At 73.0% G+C, this 17,877-nt stretch carries 19 protein-coding genes; 10 read left to right on the top strand and 9 right to left on the bottom strand.

The window, feature by feature from the left end; all coding sequences use genetic code 11:
* Positions 1-6: 6 nt before the first annotated feature.
* From VE614_RS12175 to VE614_RS12165, 3 genes are all read right to left on the bottom strand, one after another.
* Positions 7-1,056 (bottom strand): iron ABC transporter permease, encoded by a 1,050-nt coding sequence (locus VE614_RS12175; protein ID WP_324935665.1) that lies wholly within the window; start codon positions 1,054-1,056, stop codon positions 7-9.
* A gap of 61 nt (positions 1,057-1,117) precedes the next feature.
* The gene (locus tag VE614_RS12170; protein WP_324935736.1) at positions 1,118-2,050 is read right to left on the bottom strand and encodes an iron ABC transporter permease; all 933 of its coding nucleotides are present in this window, start codon (positions 2,048-2,050) and stop codon (positions 1,118-1,120) included.
* Positions 2,051-2,151: 101 nt separating this feature from the next.
* The gene (locus tag VE614_RS12165) at positions 2,152-3,141 is read right to left on the bottom strand and encodes an ABC transporter substrate-binding protein (protein ID WP_324935663.1); all 990 of its coding nucleotides are present in this window, start codon (positions 3,139-3,141) and stop codon (positions 2,152-2,154) included.
* A 104-nt stretch (positions 3,142-3,245) separates the two neighbouring features.
* Between VE614_RS12165 and VE614_RS12160 the strand changes: the two genes are divergently transcribed.
* Positions 3,246-4,442 carry a hypothetical protein gene (locus tag VE614_RS12160; RefSeq protein ID WP_324935661.1) on the top strand — a complete coding sequence of 399 codons (1,197 nt, stop codon included), beginning with the start codon at positions 3,246-3,248 and terminating at the stop codon, positions 4,440-4,442.
* 146 nt (positions 4,443-4,588) lie between these two features.
* Positions 4,589-4,936 (top strand): DUF1330 domain-containing protein, encoded by a 348-nt coding sequence (locus VE614_RS12155; protein ID WP_324935659.1) that lies wholly within the window; start codon positions 4,589-4,591, stop codon positions 4,934-4,936.
* Here VE614_RS12155 and VE614_RS12150 read toward each other — a convergent pair.
* Positions 4,882-5,238, bottom strand: a complete 357-nt coding sequence (locus VE614_RS12150) for a hypothetical protein (protein WP_324935657.1) — start codon at positions 5,236-5,238, stop codon at positions 4,882-4,884. The two genes, VE614_RS12155 and VE614_RS12150, sit on opposite strands and share 55 nt — an antisense overlap.
* Before the next feature lie 102 nt (positions 5,239-5,340).
* Between VE614_RS12150 and VE614_RS12145 the strand changes: the two genes are divergently transcribed.
* Entirely contained in the window at positions 5,341-6,030 is a 690-nt protein-coding gene (locus VE614_RS12145; protein WP_324935655.1) for a DUF6882 domain-containing protein, read from the top strand.
* Positions 6,031-6,233: 203 nt separating this feature from the next.
* Positions 6,234-7,865, top strand: a complete 1,632-nt coding sequence (locus VE614_RS12140) for an alpha/beta fold hydrolase (RefSeq protein ID WP_324935652.1) — start codon at positions 6,234-6,236, stop codon at positions 7,863-7,865.
* A gap of 22 nt (positions 7,866-7,887) precedes the next feature.
* On the opposite strand, the gene VE614_RS12135 is transcribed toward VE614_RS12140, so the two are convergent.
* Both VE614_RS12135 and VE614_RS12130 read right to left on the bottom strand, forming a co-directional pair.
* On the bottom strand, positions 7,888-8,388 hold the full coding sequence (locus VE614_RS12135; RefSeq protein WP_324935650.1) for a peptidylprolyl isomerase: 501 nt from the start codon (positions 8,386-8,388) through the stop codon (positions 7,888-7,890).
* A gap of 42 nt (positions 8,389-8,430) precedes the next feature.
* Positions 8,431-9,459 (bottom strand): alpha/beta hydrolase, encoded by a 1,029-nt coding sequence (locus VE614_RS12130; RefSeq protein WP_324935648.1) that lies wholly within the window; start codon positions 9,457-9,459, stop codon positions 8,431-8,433.
* Positions 9,460-9,707: 248 nt separating this feature from the next.
* Here VE614_RS12130 and VE614_RS12125 point away from each other — a divergent pair, with 248 nt between their 5' ends.
* Positions 9,708-9,839, top strand: a complete 132-nt coding sequence (locus VE614_RS12125) for a hypothetical protein (RefSeq protein WP_324935646.1) — start codon at positions 9,708-9,710, stop codon at positions 9,837-9,839.
* A gap of 177 nt (positions 9,840-10,016) precedes the next feature.
* On the opposite strand, the gene VE614_RS12120 is transcribed toward VE614_RS12125, so the two are convergent.
* The gene (locus tag VE614_RS12120; RefSeq protein WP_324935644.1) at positions 10,017-10,172 is read right to left on the bottom strand and encodes a hypothetical protein; all 156 of its coding nucleotides are present in this window, start codon (positions 10,170-10,172) and stop codon (positions 10,017-10,019) included.
* A gap of 87 nt (positions 10,173-10,259) precedes the next feature.
* Between VE614_RS12120 and VE614_RS12115 the strand changes: the two genes are divergently transcribed.
* The 4 genes from VE614_RS12115 to VE614_RS12100 all read left to right on the top strand — a co-directional run bounded on the left by VE614_RS12115 (position 10,260) and on the right by VE614_RS12100 (position 13,526).
* Positions 10,260-10,985, top strand: a complete 726-nt coding sequence (locus VE614_RS12115; RefSeq protein ID WP_324935640.1) for a response regulator transcription factor — start codon at positions 10,260-10,262, stop codon at positions 10,983-10,985.
* A gap of 2 nt (positions 10,986-10,987) precedes the next feature.
* Positions 10,988-12,100 carry a HAMP domain-containing sensor histidine kinase gene (locus VE614_RS12110; RefSeq protein ID WP_324935638.1) on the top strand — a complete coding sequence of 371 codons (1,113 nt, stop codon included), beginning with the start codon at positions 10,988-10,990 and terminating at the stop codon, positions 12,098-12,100.
* 88 nt (positions 12,101-12,188) lie between these two features.
* On the top strand, positions 12,189-12,755 hold the full coding sequence (locus tag VE614_RS12105) for a DM13 domain-containing protein (protein WP_324935636.1): 567 nt from the start codon (positions 12,189-12,191) through the stop codon (positions 12,753-12,755).
* A gap of 126 nt (positions 12,756-12,881) precedes the next feature.
* The gene (locus tag VE614_RS12100; protein ID WP_324935634.1) at positions 12,882-13,526 is read left to right on the top strand and encodes a dihydrofolate reductase family protein; all 645 of its coding nucleotides are present in this window, start codon (positions 12,882-12,884) and stop codon (positions 13,524-13,526) included.
* A gap of 50 nt (positions 13,527-13,576) precedes the next feature.
* Here VE614_RS12100 and VE614_RS12095 read toward each other — a convergent pair whose 3' ends face one another.
* Together VE614_RS12095 and VE614_RS12090 are read right to left on the bottom strand one after the other, a co-directional pair.
* Complete coding sequence (locus VE614_RS12095; protein WP_324935631.1) at positions 13,577-14,404, bottom strand: SCO2400 family protein; 828 nt, start codon at positions 14,402-14,404, stop codon at positions 13,577-13,579.
* Positions 14,405-14,677: 273 nt separating this feature from the next.
* Positions 14,678-16,042 carry a cellulase family glycosylhydrolase gene (locus tag VE614_RS12090; protein WP_414719563.1) on the bottom strand — a complete coding sequence of 455 codons (1,365 nt, stop codon included), beginning with the start codon at positions 16,040-16,042 and terminating at the stop codon, positions 14,678-14,680.
* Between the two features lie 132 nt (positions 16,043-16,174).
* Here VE614_RS12090 and VE614_RS12085 point away from each other — a divergent pair, with 132 nt between their 5' ends.
* Positions 16,175-17,719: a ricin-type beta-trefoil lectin domain protein gene (locus VE614_RS12085; protein ID WP_324935629.1), complete on the top strand. Its 1,545-nt coding sequence runs from the start codon at positions 16,175-16,177 to the stop codon at positions 17,717-17,719.
* Positions 17,720-17,877 lie beyond the last annotated feature (158 nt).

Below are 17,877 nucleotides of genomic sequence, written 5' to 3'. Positions count from 1 at the left end.
AAGCCCCTAGAAGCCCCGGCTCGGTGTGCGGCGCACCACCACCAGCAGCAGCACCGCGCCCGCACAGGTGGTGAGCGCGCCGACGGGCAGCGTGAGCCGGTCGGCGTCCCACACCGACGCCAGCAGCCGTGACGCCGCCTGCGCCCCCGCGTCCGCCCCGCCCACCACGACCGCCCCCAGCAGCGCGGCGCCGGGCAGCGCGAGGCGCAGATCGGCGCCGAACACCGCCACCGCGACATGCGGTACGAGCAGTCCGACGAAGCCCAGCGCGCCCACCGAGGCCACCGCGCCCGCCGTCAGCGCCACCGCGCACAGCAGGGCAGCCGTCCGGGCGCGCGGGGCCGACAGTCCCGCCGCGGCGGCGAGTTCGTCCCCACAGCGCAGCAGGGTCAGCGGCCCCGACAGCAGCCACGCCACCACGAGCCAGGGCAGCGCCCACGGCCACAGCAGGTGCCAGTGCTCCCACACCCGGCCCTCGGTGCTGCCGACCAGCCACTGCACGACGCTGCCGAGTTCGCCCGGCGCGACCAGCAGCACCATCGCGGTGAGCCCGCCGAGCACCGCTGAGACCAGCACCCCGTGCACCGCGGTCTTCTCCGGGTCGCCCCGGCCCCGGCCGGTCAGCAGCCACAGCAGCCCCGCCCCGGCGCAACCGCCCGCGCACGCGGCGACGACCACGGCGAACGGCGACTGCCACCCCGCGAGCCCTAGCCCCGTCGCCGTGACGGCGCCGAGCACCGCGCCCGGCGTCACCCCCGTGACCTCGGGACCGGCCAGCGGATTGCGCAGGGCCGACTGGAGGACCAGCCCGGCCACCCCGAGACAGGCGCCCGCGCCGAGGGCCACGAGCATGCGGGGCAGCCGCAGGTGGAAGAACACATGGCGTTCCAGTGCGTCACCCCCGCCGCCCAGCACCTCCCAGACCACGCCCGGGGACATGGCCCGCCCGGCCAGCAGCGAGGCGCCCGCGGCCAGCACGAGCAGCGCGCCCAGTACGCCGTAGCGCCGTGCGATCGTCAGTCGTCCCCCCACAGCCGTACCGCTGGTCTCTCTCATCGCGTCCTCCACGGCAGCGCACCCCGGCTCATCGCGTCCTCCGCAGCAGCGCCACTCCGGCTCATCGCGTCCTCCGCAGCAGCGCCACTCCGGCCGGGACGCCGAGCAGCGCCGTCCAGGCACCGGCCGGCGTCTCCACGGGGGCCAGGGCGAGCCGGGCCGGTACGTCGGCCACGGCCACCACGGCCGCACCCCACCCCGCCGACCACGGCAGCCAGCCGACCGCGTCGCAGCGCGGGTTGAGGCGGCGGGCCAGGTGCGGGGCGAGGAAGCCGACCCAGGCCACCGGGCCGCACACGGCGGTCACCGGGGCGATCAGCACGACGGCGACGGCGAGCGCCGTGAACCGCGCCCGGTGCACCCGCACCCCGAGCGCCTCCGCGTCGTCGTCGCCGAGCCGCAGCACCGCGAGCACCGGCGCGCACAGCACGAGCGCGGGGACCGCGATCAGCAGCCACGGCCACAGCCCGGTCACGTCCTCCCAGGTGCGGGCGGAGAGCGAGCCGAGCAGATAGCGGTAGATCAGCTGGAGGTCGAGCTGGTCGGCCATCACCATCAGCACCAGCAGCGCCGCCTGCAACGCGGCGGCGACCGCCGCTCCGGTGAGCAGCACGGCGGAGGGGCTGCGCCCGAGTCCGGCCGCGAGCAGGGTCAGTCCGCCGCCGAGCACGGCGCCGCCGATGGCCAGCAGGGGCTGGACGGCCGCGGGCACCGCCACCGCCAGCACCAGGGGCGCGGCGACCCCGAGGGCCGCACCGGAGGAGACGCCCAGCATCTCGGGGACGGCCAGCGGATTGCGCAGCGCCTCCTGGAGCACCAGTCCCGCCGCGCCCAGGCAGGCGCCCGCGACGAGCGCGAGCACCAGCCGGGGCACCCGCAGCTCGGTGACGACGACCCGGGTGATCTCGTCGCCGCCGAAGAGCCGGTGCGGCGGGACGTAGGGAGTGCCGAGGCACAGCGCGCACCACGACGCCACGACGAGCAGCACGGCCAGGGCGGAGAGTTGCGCCCCACGGCGTGCTCCCGGCCGTCGCGGCCCCGGCGAACCGGCGGAGGGCGAGCCCGCCGCCGGTTCCAGGATCCCGGTGGGCGTGCTCACCGCAGCGCGGCCACGGCCTCGTCGAGGACGAGCCCCAGGGAACGCGTGCCGCGCCCCTTGGCCCACACCTCGGAGTCGACCTCGTGGACGTCCCCGTTCTCGACGGCCGGGATCTTGCCCCACAGCGGGTTCTTCGCCAGCTTCTCCGAGAGCTTGCCGTCCGGTTCGCCGAAGCTCATCGTCTCGACGAACAGGACGTCCACGCCCTGCGCGAGGATCTCCTCCAGGCTGTAACTGCCCTCCACGCCACGGGACGTCCAGGGGTACTCGGCGAGCTTCGGGAACAGGCCGGCGGCCACGTCGGTGCCGGGGGTGGCGACGCCGAAGTTCTCGTCGCTGCCGTAGATGATCAGTGCCGTCTTGTCGCTCTTCTTCCGCTCGGCCGCGGCGAGCTTGGTGCGGAACGTCCGCTCCGCCTTCTCGCCCTGTGCCGTGCGGCCGGTGAGCGCGGCGACGTCGCGCAGATAGCCCACGCTGTCCTGCCACTTGGCGGGCTGCATGGGCCAGAACGTGGTGGCGCCCTTCAGCGCGGGGGCGAGCTTGCCATGGGTGTCCTCCAGCCCGATCACCAGGTCGGGCTTGTGGGAGAGGATCGCCTCCACCTCGGGGGCGATGAAGCCGCCGGGGATGATGTCGACCCGCTTCGCCTTCTCGGGCCCGAGGAAGTCCGGGTGGGCGAGGAGCTGGCTGTTGGTGGCGACGGGCACGAGGCCCAGCTCGGTCAGGATGTCGTCGCACAGCGCCACCAGGCAGACGATGCGCTCCGGCCGCTGCTTCAGCGAGACGGTGACGCCGCGCGCGTCCGTCAACTGCCGGGCCTCCTTGATGGGTTCGACCGTGACGTCCGTCACGTCGGCCTTCGCGTCGCCGGCGTTCGCCCCGCTCTCGGCCGGGGAGTCGGCGGTGGCGCCGCATCCCACCAGGACGGAACCCAGGATCACGGCGGCCAGTCCGCGCCGTACGGCCCTCAGGGGTGAGCGCAGCATCGGTGCCCTCGTTTCTTCTCGTGTCGTCTCGTGGTCCGGAAACGCACCGACCATACATGATAATCATTTTCAGTCATGCTCGATGTGCCGACGGAGGACCGCCGATGACGACCGAACCGCTGCTCCTGGTCTCCGACCACGTGGAGGGATGCGTCCATCTCGTGACCGTGCCGGACGGCTCCGACGCGGGGCGGCTGCCGGGCCGTCACCTCTCCGAGCACGCCGGTTTCCTGGCCCTGCCGGAGGGGCGGGTGGCCTGCGTCGACGACCGCCGGGGCGAACTGCTCGTCCTCGATCCGTACGGCGGGCGGCCGGTCGCGGCCGCGATACCCGTGGCCGTCCCGGCCGAACACCTCGCCGCCGACCCCTCCGGACGATGGGTGGCCGTCACCACGGGACTCGGCAAGAACGCCGCCCCCTGGTCGGACCTGCTCACGGTCGTGGATCTGGCCACCGGCGAGGCCGCGCGGGTCCGCACCCGCGTCGGCGAGCCCGGCGTGACGGTGCTCGGATCCGGCGAACCGCTCGTCGTCCTACGGCACCGCGAACCCGGTACCCTGGCCGTCCACCGCCTCGCCGACCTGCTCGCCGCACCGCCCGGCTGCCCGCCCGTCACCCCGGCCGCCTGCCTGCCCCTCCCGGACGACGGACACGGCGACGCCCAGGATCCGCGCCACGCCCGGGTCTTCGCCGCCACCGGCGACGGCGTGCACCGGGCGCGGCGGGAAGGCGACAGCCTGGTGGCAGAACCGCCGATCCCGTGGGACGCGCCCGCCCGCGGCTGGTACCTACGGCTGGACCCGCGCCGACGAGCCCTGTGGTCCACCCTGCGCGGCGGACCCGCGGACCCGCTGCGCTGGCCGGAGTGGACCAACCAGGCCTGGCGCCACGACCTGGACACCCACACCACGACCCGGACCGAACTCGGCCCCGGACTCGTCTTCCGCCTCGCCCTGGCCCGCGCCCACACCGCCTTCGCCCGCATCCACCCCGACGGCGACGAACTCGTCCTGCTGGGCGGCGACGGCGCCACGCGTCACGTCGCCCTCGCCGCGATGGACGGCGCCCCCCGACGTGGCGGCACACCCTGGGAAGGTGTCCAGCGCCGGGCCGTGGCCGCGTCACCCGACACCGACTGGGTCGCCGTCACCCGCGGCGGCCATGGGGAGGTCCACCTCGTCGACGCGGCCACCGGCACGGAGGTGAACCGCCTCCGTCTGGACACGCCCCTCCATCACGGCGGCCACGCGGCGCTTCTTCCCCAGCCCGGGGGGCCGGACCGCGATCTCGTGGGGCGGTGAGCCCGGCGCGCCCACAGCGACCTGACGCCGACGCCGACCGCCGGCGCAGTGGAGACGGGGCGATTACCCGCCACGTAATCGCCCTCGGCGCGGCCGGATGACAAGGTCGTTCCGAGCACGGGCCGGACCGACCGGAAGGACCCACCATGACCGCCTACGCCATCGCCCACCTGCACGAGACCGCCGTCCACGAGGACATCGCCGAGTACATCGAGCGCATCACCGGGACCTTCGCGCCGTACGGCGGCCGCTTCCTGGTGCACGGTACCCGGCACGAGACGAAGGAGGGCCGCTGGCCGGGGGCGGTCGTGATGATCTCCTTCCCCTCGATCGCCGAGGCGCGGGCGTGGTGGGACTCGCCCGCCTACCAGGAGATCGTTCCGCTGCGGTCCCGGCACATCGTCGGGGACATCATCCTGGTCGAAGGCGTGCCCGAGGGCTACGACCCGGCCGTCACCGCCAGAGCGATACGCGACGCCATCCCGGCCGAGTAGCCCCCGGTCAACCCGGCCGGAGGGAACCGCTGCAGGTGAGGCATGACCCGGGCGCCCACCTCCCGATCCCGGGCGAGGGCGACCACGAACGGCAGCGCGGCGGTCGCGGCGGATGCCACCCGCCCGGTCCCCAGCGCGCAGCAGTCGAACAGCGGGTAGCAGTCCTCCTCGGTCGCCGCCCCGCCCTTGAGGACCAGGTTCCGCAGGGCACGCCGCATCTCCTCGGGCGGATGGTCCCCGAGCGCCGACTCCCGCCGCTCCCACGGCACTTCGTCCAGCGCCTCCAGCACCGTGTGTGCCACCTGCCCCCCCGTGACCTCGGCGAATCGGTCCCCGGCGGACGTCCTTCCAACGGGGTACCCCCGGGCCGGCCGACAGCGCGTGCGGCCCCATAGGGTCGGGGCATGGTGAGTGGATTCAGCGAAGCGTTTCTCCTGGAAGCCGAACGGCATGCCGCCTGGGGCGCGGCCCAACTCGACGCTCTGACGCGGTTCCTGCCCGAAGGCCCCTGGACCGCGGACCTGCCGTCCTGCCTGTACCGGCAGGGCGGGCTGGAGCTGCGGGTGGCCGTGCTCGGCACGTACGACACGGAAGAGCAGTCCTGGATGTGGGGCTGGGCCAATCCGGGACTCCAGGGCACCGAGGTCGTCGCCCTGGCCGCCGCGGTCGAGCGGTACGGGCGGGCGCACGGCATAACCGAACTGACCGAGGAAGTGCTGCCGCTGTCCGGCTTCGACGACCCGCGGCACGCGGCCGAGCTGCTCGCCTTCACCGGGATGGGGGTGGCCGAAGCACCGGGGTACATCGGCGTTCCCGCGGGACCGGCCACACAGGTCTACTTCCTGCCCGACGACACGCGAGTGCCGCGCGTCGGCGTGGACCCGGTCGCACTGCCGCGGACGCTGCTCACCGGCGCCGGTCTGATCGGCCACGCGCCCCGCCAGGTCGTCGGCGGTTACTTCGACCACCACGGCGTGCCCCAGTGCGTCGAGGGCGAGCGGATCGTCGCCGAACTGCCCGGCGGAGACGCGGTCGAGGTGGACTTCGACACACACGGCCGGATCGCCGGCATCTCGGTGAAGGCCGGCGCCTGAGCGTGGAGCGAAGCCAGGGAAAGACCCAGGTGGTTCTGGGCAACCCCCTGAGGTGTCCCCGGAGGGGAACTCCGGCCACGTCCCGGTGGCTTCCCTGATCCCTGTCTCGCGCGATTGCGTCCGAAGTCGTCTCACCGCCACCTTTGATCACGGGACATCCCGTCCCGCGTGGCCCGCTCGACGACCTCGGAAGGAACTCCCTGATGCCCCTGCTCCTCAAAGCGCTCACCGGAGTGCTCGCAGTCGGCGTATTCGCCGCACCGTCGGCACCGGTCGTGGAAGCGGCGGACGCCGGCCCTCCCCGCTTCACACGAACGACGGCGGAGGTGTCGTCCATCGACTGGAGACCATGCCCCCGGGACGCGACAGCGGAATGCGGCACTTTACCTCTGCCCGTCGACTGGACGCGCCCGGCGGGCGAGCAGTTCGACCTCGCGGTGGCCCGCCGCAAGGCGGCCGATCCGGCCCGGCGGCTCGGCGTGCTGCTGGTCAACCCCGGCGGGCCGGGGGACTCCGGTGTGGACTTCGCCGTACGGCGGGCCAAGTCCACCTTCAGCGAGGACATCCTGTCCCGGTTCGACATCGTCGGGTTCGACCCGCGCGGTGTCGGGGACAGCCGGCCCGTGAAGTGCTCGCAGGAACTGGTGAACCGGCGACCGTCCGCCTATCCCCGCAACCAGGCGGAGTTCGCTCGACTCGCGGAGTTCAACCGCGTGTTGCGCGAGGACTGCCGACGGCGCAGCGGGGCCATTTTCGACCACGCCGACACCTTGAGCGTCGTCCATGACATGGATGCCCTCCGCGGTGCGCTGGGCGAGAGGAAGATCAACTACTTCGGTCATTCGTACGGCACGCTGATCGGCCAGCAGTACGCGGAGCGGTACGGCGAGCGGATCCGCGCCATGGCTCTCACCGCCAACATCGACCACAGCCTCGGACTGCGGGAGTTCCTCGTCTCGTCGGCGGTCACCGCGGAGGACTCGTTCCACCAGTTCGCGCGCTGGTGCGCGTTCGATCGCTCCTGCGCACTGCACGGCCGGGACGTCACCGCCGCGTGGGACGGCCTCCTCGCCCGAGCGGACCGGGGCGAAATACGTGATCCGGCGAGCCCGGACCGGACGCTCACCGCTCATGAGATCGCCCTCTTCGCCTTCAGGAAGTTCTACGGCCCGGACTGGCGGGAACTGGCCGCCTACGTGGCCGAGCTGGACGCGCAGGAACGGGGAGAGCGCCGGCAACCGCGGCAGCCCCGACCGGAGGACCCGCCGAGCGAAGCCGGCCGGGCGACGACCTCTGAACCGCTGTTCCACGCGGTGTTCTGCCAGGACTGGCGATTCCGGCCGAAGAACCACCGGGAGTTCGCCGCCCTGACCGCGGCCGAACTGGCGGCGGCACCTCACCTGCGGGGCTCACCCCGCGTACACACCGCGGTGGCCGGCTGCGTCGGCTGGCCGGAGAAGGTCAACAACCCACAGCACCGGCCGCGCATCACCAAGGCACCCGAGATCCTCATGCTGCATGCGCTGCACGACCCGGCGAACAACTACGCCTGGGCCGTGAACGTGCACCGGCAGACCCGCGGGACGACCGTTCTGCTGCCCTACGAGGGTGCGGGACACAGCGTCTACGGCCGCAGCGCGTGCACACGCGAGGCCGTGGACGCCTATCTCACGGACCTCGGCATCCCGAGCGACGGGAGCAGTTGCGCCCCCGCCGAGGAGCACGCGACCGGTGCCGGTACGGTTCACCCGGTAGACCCGGTAGACCCGGTAGACCCGGTAGACCCGGCTCGCGCGGTGACGCGGAAGCGGACGGCGTTCCCCGGGGCCGGGTGACCGTCCGCCGGCGTGGCCGAGGTCAGCCGATGACCTTGGCCGTCTCGATGACGACGGGCTCCAGGGGCACGTCCTGGTGGCCGCCCTTGCTGCCCGTCCGCACCTGCTTGATCCGGTCGACGACCTCCTGGCCCTCGGCCACCCTGCCGAAGACGGCGTAACCCCAGCCGTTCGGGTTCTTCGCCTTGAAGTCGAGGAAGGCGTTGTCCGAGACGTTGACGAAGAACTGCGCCGTCGCGGAGTGCGGGTCGCCGGTCCGCGCCATGGCCACCGTGTACGCCGTGTTCTTCAGCCCGTTGTCGGCCTCATTGGTGATCGGCGCCTGGGTGGGCTTCTGCGACATGTCCCGGGTGAAGCCACCTCCCTGGATCATGAAGCCGTCGATCACCCGGTGAAAGATCGTTCCGTCGTAGTGCCCGTTCCGGACGTACGTCAGGAAGTTCTCGACGGTCTTGGGTGCCTCGGCGTCGTTCAGTTCGAGCACGATGCGGCCGAAGTCAGTGGTCAGCTCGACCCTGGACATAGAGTCGTCACCTTTCTGGCGGGACATGATCGGCACAGTTTGTCACGCACGTCCCTCGCGTGCCGGGACGGCCGCTCCGGTCGTGGCCGAGGAAGGCAGCGCGGCCAGCCAGTCGGTGAGGATCCGGTTGACCTCGGCGGGGCGTTCCTGCTGGATCCAGTGGCCGCAGCCGTCGAGGAGGTGGCAGGAGACCAGCCCGGGCAGCGTGGTGGGGTGGGCGTCGATCGCGTCGGCCAGCCATGTGGTGGAGGCGTCAAGGCGACCGCCGACGAACAGTGACGGCTGGGGGAGCGGGGCGCCGTCGAATGCGGCGAGGTCCTCCCAGTCGCGGTCCATGTTCCGGTACCGGTTCAGCGCCCCGGTCAGTCCGGTCCGTTCGAACTCCCCGGCGTAGACGTCGAGGTCGCGCTCGCCGAGCCAGGCGGGCCGCCGTCCGCCGGGGAACCGGTCACGCAGCATCCCGCCCCTGCCGACGAAGTGCGGATCCGGAGCGGCCGGTCCCGGCATGGTGTCGCCGGACAGCGCCGCGTAGAAGCCCGCGAGCCAGCCCCGCACATCCGGTTCGATCTCGGCCTCGGCGCGCCCCGGCCGCTGGAAGTAGGAGACGTAGAACTCCTCGTCCCCGCCCATCCGCGAGAAGACCTCGCTGGGCCGTGGACCGCCCCGTGGCGTGTAGGGCACGCCGAGCAGCCCGACCGCTCGGAAGACCTCCGGTTCGAGCAGGGCGGAGTCGGCGGCGATCGTCGCGCCCCAGTCGTGGCCGACGATGACCGCCGACTCCTCGCCGAGGGCGCGCACCACGCCGACGTTGTCCTCGACCAGGTCGAGCATCCGGTAGGCGGCCGGGTCCGCGGGCTTGGAGGAGCGGCCGTAGCCGCGGACGTCGAGGGCGACCGCGCGATAGCCGGCCGCGGCCAGTGCGGGCAGTTGGTGGCGCCAGGAGTACCAGGACTCGGGGAAGCCGTGCACGAGCAGCACCAGCGGTCCGGTGCCCTGCTCCACGAGGTGGATCCGGCCCGCCGACGAGGGGACCACGCGGTGAGTGACGTCCGTGGTGAGGTGCGGTGACATGCGTCCTCCGGAGGGTCGGCCCATGGCTCAGTACCGATCATGCGGCGGATGCCGCCGTCGGGCCGAGTCCTGTTGCCGTTTCGGCAAAGTGGCGGGGTGGTGATTGAAGGACGCCGATGTGGGCAGAAGCGGCTTCGCTGTCCGAGGGTGTTTCGACGCTCTGTGAAGTTCGTGCGACGACGGAAAGGACCCGTGCTGTGAGGCGCATGGCCGGCGAGGGAGCTCGTATACCGATCTATGAAGAGCTGGTGCGTGAACGAGGTGACGCCGTGGCGGCGGCGCAGACGGCCGCCGAGCGCACCCAGCTCCAGGCCGCGCAGCTGCTGGGCAGACAGCAGGCCGACCGGCCGCACCCCGGGGCGGGCGAGCCCGCCGACTGAAGCCCGGCCGCCCCCGGACCAGCCCGAGGAGGAAGGCGTCCAACTCGGCCCGCAGCGCGGGATCGACATGGTCGCGGACGGCTTCCCAGCGTTGCCCGGCCCAGAAGTGCGCGTTGAGCGAGCCGCAGGTGTGCAGGAACTCGTACACGGCGAGAGGGCGCCGTGGGGTCCCCGCGGTCACACCCAGTCCCCCTCGACCGACGGCGCGTCGTGGTCCCACAGTCCCGTGTCGTCGTCGTACCAGGCGCCCCTGAGCCGGGGCAGGCGCTCCGGGGGCGGAACCGCCGCCGGCCACGACCAGTCCGCGATCATGACGGTGATGTCCGGCCCCACGACGGCAGACCACCGACCGCCAGGTGGGCCGGACGGTGGCGAGACCCGGACGGCGCCGGTCAGGGGACGTGCTGTCACGCTGGGGGCATGCAGCACGCGTATGGATCCACGGGGGCGGAGGGGCGCTCCGCCCGCATTCTGGTGGTCGACGACGATCCGACCGTCGCGGAGGTCGTCGCCGGATATCTCGACCGCGCCGGCCATGTCGTCGACCGCGCCGACGACGGCCCCTCCGCCCTCACCCGCCTCGCGGCCCACCGGCCGGACCTGGTGGTGCTCGACCTGATGCTGCCCGGCATGGACGGCCTCGAGGTGTGCCGCCGGATGCGCGCCGCCGGACCCGTGCCGGTCATCATGCTCACCGCCCGCGGGGATGAGGAGGACCGCATCCTGGGCCTGGAGGTCGGTGCGGACGACTATGTCACCAAGCCGTTCAGCCCCCGGGAACTGGTGCTGCGCGTGGAGTCGGTGCTGCGGCGCAGCCGCTCCGCCACCCCCGGGCACCGGCTGGCGGCGGCCGGCCTGACCATCGATCCCACCGGCCGCCGGGCCGTCAAGCACGGCGTCGAACTCGCCCTGACGCTGCGCGAGTACGACCTGTTGTGCTTTCTTCTCCGTAACCCGGGGCGGGCCTTCAGCCGCGAGGATCTGATGCGGGAGGTGTGGGGCTGGGACTTCGGAGACCTGTCGACGGTCACGGTCCATGTCCGCCGCCTGCGCGGCAAGATCGAGGACGATCCGGCCCGGCCCCGGCTGATCCGGACGGTCTGGGGGGTCGGCTATCGCTTCGAGCCCGATGAGGAGGCGGGCTGACCGTGCGCGACACCCTCCTCATCGCCCTGTACGCCTTCGCGGGCGCCGCCGCCACCGGCCTGGCCGGAGCGGGCGCCCTGTGGCGGATCCGGCGGCGCTCCCTCACGGCGTCGCTCGCCGTGGTCGCGGCGGTCGGCGTGGTCGCGATGCTCGCGGGCACACTGGCCGTCGCCTGGGCGATGTTCCTCTCCCCGCACGACCTGACGGTCGTCACGACGGTCGTCGCGATGGCGGCCGTGGTCTCCCTGGCGACCGCGCTGCTGCTGGGCCGCTGGGTGGTCGCCCGCAGCCGTGAACTCGCCGCCGCGGCCCGCCTGTTCGGCGAGGGCGGGGACTTCGCCGCTCCCGGCGGCCCGACCACCGCCGAACTCCAGGCCGTGAGCCGTGAACTGGCCGCCACCAGCGCCCGGCTCGCCGAGTCCCGGGAGCGGGAGCGCGCCCTGGAGGCATCGCGGCGCGAACTCGTCGCGTGGATCTCGCACGACCTGCGGACCCCGCTGGCCGGCCTGCGCGCCATGTCCGAGGCCCTGGAGGACGGCGTGGCCACCGACCCCGGCCGCTACCTCCGGCAGATCCGCACCGAGGTCGAACGCCTCGACGGCATGGTCGGCGACCTCTTCGAACTCTCCCGCATCCACGCCGGAACCCTGGCCCTGGCCCCCGCCCGCATGTCCGTGGACGACCTGGTCGGCGACGCGCTGGCGGGGGCCGGTCCGCTCGCCCGGGAGCGGGGGGTGAGGCTGGTGGGCGACCGGGTCGAGGCGGTGCCGGTGGAGGTGGACGGCAGGGAGATGAGCCGGGTGCTGGGCAATCTGCTGGTGAACGCCGTCCGCCGCACCCCGGCCGACGGCACCGTGGCGGTCGCCGCGGAGCGCGGGCCGGACGGCGCGGTGGTGCTGTCGGTGACCGACGGCTGCGGCGGCATCCCCGACGACGAGCTGCCCCGTGTCTTCGACACCGGCTGGCGCGGCAGCGACGCGCGTACACCCCCGGCCGGCGCGGGGCTGGGCCTGGCCATCGTGCGGGGCATCGTCGAGGCCCACCGGGGCCGCGCCACCGTGCGCAATATCCCCGGCGGCTGCCGTTTCGAGGTGACGCTGCCCGCGGCTCCGTAAGGATTTCGTCATCTGTCCCCCGGCCCCGGACGGCCGTTCCTTCCGTTGAATGGGGAGCGACGACGTACGGCATTCAGGAGGGGCGGGAATGGGACGGGTGTGGAGCGTGCTGGTCAGGCCGTGGGTGATCGGCGTGCTGGTGATGGGGCTCGCCGGGGCCGCGTTCGGGCTGTACTGGTTCCAGCCGTGGAAGCTGTGGCAGGAGGAGACGGTCCACGAGGCGCTGCCGGAGGCCGCGGCTCCCTCGGCGCCGCCCGCCGCGAGACCGTCCGGGCGGTCCGCCGCACCGGCCCCGGCCGGGCCGGTGACGCTGGCGAGCGGTGAGCTGATCAGCCATGAGCACGCGACCTCGGGCACGGTGAAGCTGGTCCGGCTGGCCGACGGCTCGCGCATCGTGCGGCTGGAGAACCTCGACACCAGCAACGGCCCCGACCTGCGTGTCTGGCTCAGCGACGCGGAGGTGAAGGAGGGGCAGGAGGGCTGGCACCTGTTCGACGACGGCGAGTACGTCAGCCTCGGCAGGCTCAAGGGCAACAAGGGCAGCCAGAACTACACCGTGCCCGCCGACGTCGACCTGTCCCGTTACAGCAGCGTGAGCATCTGGTGCGACCGCTTCGACGTCTCCTTCGGCGCCGCGGAACTCGCCCGCGCCTGAGGCTGCCGGGACGTGGCGGCGGCGTCGCGATGAGTTTTCGCGGGCTCGGCAGTCCAACTCTCACCGATCACCGATCACCGATCACCGATCACCGGTCATCGATGCGTCGATCACAGGAGGAGCCGCGTGACTCAGCTGCTGAGAGTTCAGAACTTCAATGTGTCGAGCGACGGCTACGGCGCCGGGGAGCACCAGACTCTGGAGCAACCGTTCGGCCACGCCAACCCGGGGGACCTGTTCGCCTGGGCCGGTGCCACGGCGAGCTGGCCCATGCGCACCGACCCGGGCGGGAGCCGCGGTCTCGACGACTACCTCACCCGGGACTACGCCCGCGGCATCGGCGCCGAGATCATGGGCCGCAACAAGTTCGGGCCCCAGCGCGGTCCCTGGCAGGACCACGAGTGGCAGGGGTGGTGGGGCGACGAGCCTCCGTTCCGTACCCCGGTGTTCGTCATGACCCACCACAAGCGCCCCTCGTTCACGCTCTCCGACACGACGTTCCACTTCGTCGGGGGCACCCCGGCCACGGTCCTCGCACAGGCGAGGGAGGCGGCGGACGGCAAGGACGTCCGCCTCGGCGGCGGGGTCACCACCATCCGGCAGTTCCTCGACGCCGACCTCGTCGACACCCTGCACGTGGCGGTGTCGCCGGTGAAGCTGGGATCCGGGGTGCGGCTGTGGGCGTCCCCCGACGAACTGCTCGACCGCTTCCACCTCGATGTCGTGCCCAGTCCGAGCGGGGTGACGCACCACCTGTTCTGGCGCAAGTGACCCGATCGTGACAGGGGGCGTACGCAGCAGGCCGTAGCCGCGGCGCCGGGTCAGCCGAGGCAGACCACCAGCAGACAGAGCTGCGCGGGCGCGGTGTCGGCGGGGGAGGAGCCGGGCTGCGACGCGTCGGTGCCTCCTGTGCCTCCTGTTGCTCCACTGCTTCCGGTGCCGCTCGTGTCCTCCGCGTCGCCGGCGGGCGGCGGCGGGGGCGGTGACAGTGGCGTATGGCCGGTGTCCGCCGCCGTGCCGGTGCGGGCGGGGCCGGTGGGATCGGCGGACGGTGCCGAGGCCCGCGGTGGCGAGGCCGGGGCCGCCGGAGCGGGAGCGGCGAGAAGCTGCCGCGCTCCGGCAGGCTCGGTGTGGGCCGCGACGGCCGGAGCCTGCTGCCGGGGGGAATCCGTGGCTTCGGCGGGAGCGGGGGAGGTCCGGGGAGAACGGGCCGAGTCGGGCCGCTCGATCGGCGGACGGTCGTACTGGGGCGCCTGCTCCCGAGCGGCCGGCGCGTCCGGATGCTCCGGCGCCGTCGCCGCCTGCGCCCGGTCGGGGGCGCCGCGGTGCAGACCGGCCACGGTCAGGCCGCCCCCGACGAGCGCGACGGCGGTCGCCACGACGGCCCGGCGCTGCGTCTTCTTCCAGCGGGCCAGCTGCCGTCGCCGGGCCGCCCGTCCCCGCGGCGCGGGCGGCTGCTCCGGGTAGGTGTCGTCCGGCTCCGTCCGCGCGATGCCCGCCGCCTCGACCATCGCCGTCGCCCGCGTGACCGGAGAGCTGTCGCGGGCCGTGCGGGCGGCGGAGGGATCGATGTCGGGGGCATAGGCGCCGCACCCCGGACACACCAGGGCGCCGTTGAGATGCCGACGACACGTGGAGCAGTAGTCCATCTGCGGTCTTCCTGAGCTGGCGGTGCCGTCGGCCGGCGGGCCGGGGCGGGGCTGCGTTCGGACAGGGGATCGAGCGGCTTGCCACGTTAACCGGGCTCTCGCAGCGCTGTGTGCAGCCTGTGTGATGCTCCTGGGCGGATTGCCCGGGGCTCGCCTGTGGCGGGCGTGAAGAGCACACCAGCCGGACGGTCGGTCACGCCGGACGGTCGCCGCTCCGGACAGCCGGTCACGTCGGACGGTCAGCCGCTCCGGACGGCCGGTCACGCCGGACGGTCAGCCGCTCCGGACGGTGACCGTCACCTCCCGGCCCGGCGCCGCCAGGACCCACGCCCGCCCCGCCGTCGTCCGCAGCACCGTCGCGTCGGGTGCGGTGACGCGCCAGGTGCCCGGCGGCAGGGACAGCTCGGTCACCCGCGCCCCGTGCCGGGCCGCCCGGTAGGCCAGCCGGTACACGCCGGCCGAGGAGTCGTACGACGCGGAGGCGACGGTGCCCGCCACGCTCGCCGCGTAGGGCTCGGCGGTGAGTTCCTTGTGGGTGCGGAAGGCGCCGGCGTCGTCGACCGCGCAGTAGCCGCCGCCGTAGCACCACACGTAGCCCGCCCAGCCGGAGGTGTACCGGCCCAGGGAGGCCATGGCGTCGCGGTAGAAGCGGCCCATGTTCGGCAGGGAATGGTTCAGCGGACCCCACTCGCCCACCACCACCGGCACCTCGTACTTCTTCGGGTACTCCACCACGGCCCGCTCGTACGCCTCGATCCACCCGGCGCCGGGGTCGTAGTCGGCGCCCGCCTCCATGGCGGCGTTGTAGAAGTGCGGCGCGTACACCACCTTCTGGTCGTCGACGCGCCCGAGGCCGGTCGGCACGCCCTCGCCCACGATCGGTGTGGGCTCGACGAAGAGCCAGGCGTCCCGGTCGACCGAACGGACCGCGTCGGCGAGGCGGTTGTACATCGGGGTGAGCTGGTCGCGCTCGATGCGGCGGGCGGCCGTCGGCAGATCCTCCCCCTCGCGCAGTTCGCCCATCGGTTCGTTGATCAGGTCGTAGCCGATCACCGCCGGGTGGTGGGCGACGTGCCCGGCGAGGACGCGCCAGGCCTCCGCCTGCGCGCGCCGGAGATCGGGATCCTCGTAGAGGTGGGTGAAGGCGCGCTGGACGGCGGGCTCGAAGTACTCGGCGAACCAGTCGTCCGGGTGCGGGGTGAACGGCAGCCCGTCGGTCCTGGTCGCCCACGCGGGCACCCCGCGATGGCCGAAGGCCGGACCGAACACGTCCTGGTGGGCGTCGATGAGGACCTTGACGTCGTTGCGCGCGGCCCAGCCCAGAACGCGGTCGATCTTCTTCAGGTACGCGCTGCTGTACTGCCCCGGGCGGGGCTCCAGGTCGTCCCAGAAGATCAGCAGCCGGGCGAAGTTGAAGCCCCGTGCCCGCATGTCGCGGAAGTGCCGCTCGGTGATGGCCGACAGGGCCTCGTCGCCCCGGTTCGTCTTGTCCTCGACGTTCCAGCCGCGCAGCGTCAGCACCCGCCCGTGCCGGTCGGTGAGGCGGGGGACGGACTGCGGGTCCTGCCGCGCCTGGGCGGTCGCGGGTGCGAGCAGCGCGCCGACCGCCACGCTCACCGTCAGGGTCGTTCGCAGCACGGGCAGCCTCCTGGACGCCGGTCCGCGCCCGGCGCGGAAGTTGACGTTTGTTCAGCTCTCCTCGTCCGAGATATTCCCATAGCGGCTACCGGCCAGTAAATACCGTGGGTAACCCCACGTTCAGGAGGTGTCATGAGACGCTCCGGGAACCGACTCCGGCGCATCACCACCGCCGTCACGGCCGTACTCGCCGTCGCCGCGGCGGCCGTACCCGCCAGCACGGCCGGCGCCGCCGCGGCAGCCGGCACCGGCGACGGCGCACGGCCGGCCGCCTCCAGCCCACTCCCACCCGACCTGGAGGCCATCCGGGCCCGAGAGGCCACCGCGCTCTACGGCGACCCCGCCGAACGCCCCTTCACCGAGCGCGAGTCCGCGCTGATCTCGCTCGGCGACAGCGAAATCTCCGGCGAGGGTGTCGGCACCTACGAACCGCCGACCAACGGCCCCACGAACTGGTGCCACCGCTCGCCCGAAGCCGCCATTCACCGCACCGCGATCGCCACCGACCTCACCTTCAACGCGGCCTGCTCCGGCGCCTCCACCGGCAACATCCGCGTCGGCGGCACACCGCAGTACGCCGACGAACCGGTGCAGAGCGACAGCCTGGCGGTCAAGGCCCGCAACACCCGGATCAAGATGGTGCTGCTCGTCGCGGGCGCCAACGACGACCTTCAGTTCGGCCCCGTCATGACCGACTGCGTCCAGCGCTACCTGCTCTCCCAGGGCCCCTGCGAGCCGAAGTACGCCCCCGGCTGGCAGACCCGGGTCGACAACCTCGTCCCCAAGGTCGAGCAGACCCTCCGGGACCTGAGGACCGTGATGCGCGACGCCGGTTACGCGGACGGCGACTACCAGCTCGTCGTGATGAGCTACCCGAGCCCCATCGGCCCCGACTTCCGCGACAACCCCGACTTCGGCGGAAAGCTCGCCTGCGGCGGCCTCGGCTACGACTCCGACACCGTGTGGGGCCGCAACACCGCCGTACCCGCCTTCGAACGCGGCATCCGCAAGGCCGCCGCGGCCACCGGAGCCCGCTACCTGGACAACTCACGGCTCTTCCACGGCCACGAGGTCTGCATGGACGACGCCTGGGCCCGCGGCCTGTACATCGACCTGTCCAAGCCCGGCATGCCGGACGAGAACTCCGTCCGCCAGTCCTTCCACCCCAACGGCCGCGGCCACGCCGCCTTCGCCTCCTGTCTCACCCAGTTCTACGCCTCGAACCTGCGCGAGGCCTCCTGCGCGGACGTCAACTCGGCCGGGAGGCCCAGCCTGTTCCCGTACGCCTGGGACGACGTCTTCACCCCGCTGCGGAACCAGGGGACCGGCACCTGCGTGGACGTCACCGGCTCCCGGACCGGCAACGGCACCGGCGTCCTCGGCTGGGACTGCGCCGGCACCCGCAACCAGCACTGGTGGTACGACTCCGCCCGGCAGACCTTCCACACCCAGCTCACCCAGGACCGCTGCCTGGACGTCCCCGGCGCCCGGTACCGGGCCGGCACCGAGCTGATCATCTGGAACTGCTCCGGCGCGGCCAACCAGAAGTTCCTCCGCGACGGCGCCACGATCCGCCCGTCCGCGGCGACCGGCCTCTGTCTCACCCAGACGGCGGCCCGGGAGCCGCTGCGCCTCCAGAACTGCGACGGTTCCGCCGGACAGCGGTTCACTTCGTAGGTCTTGCCCGCACCTCCGCGAAACGGCCCGTACCCCAGGGCGGGTACGGGCCAGGGCGCGACGCCCGCCCTCATGGACACGCCCCCCCACCCTGACGAGGCCGAGTGAAGAACCGCTCGCGCGGGCACTCATCCTCGGACCGACGGAACGCGCCGACC

The organism is Streptomyces sp. (assembly GCF_035645055.1).
GTDB lineage: Bacteria > Actinomycetota > Actinomycetes > Streptomycetales > Streptomycetaceae > Streptomyces.
This window is presented reverse-complemented; position numbering and strand designations above follow the sequence as displayed.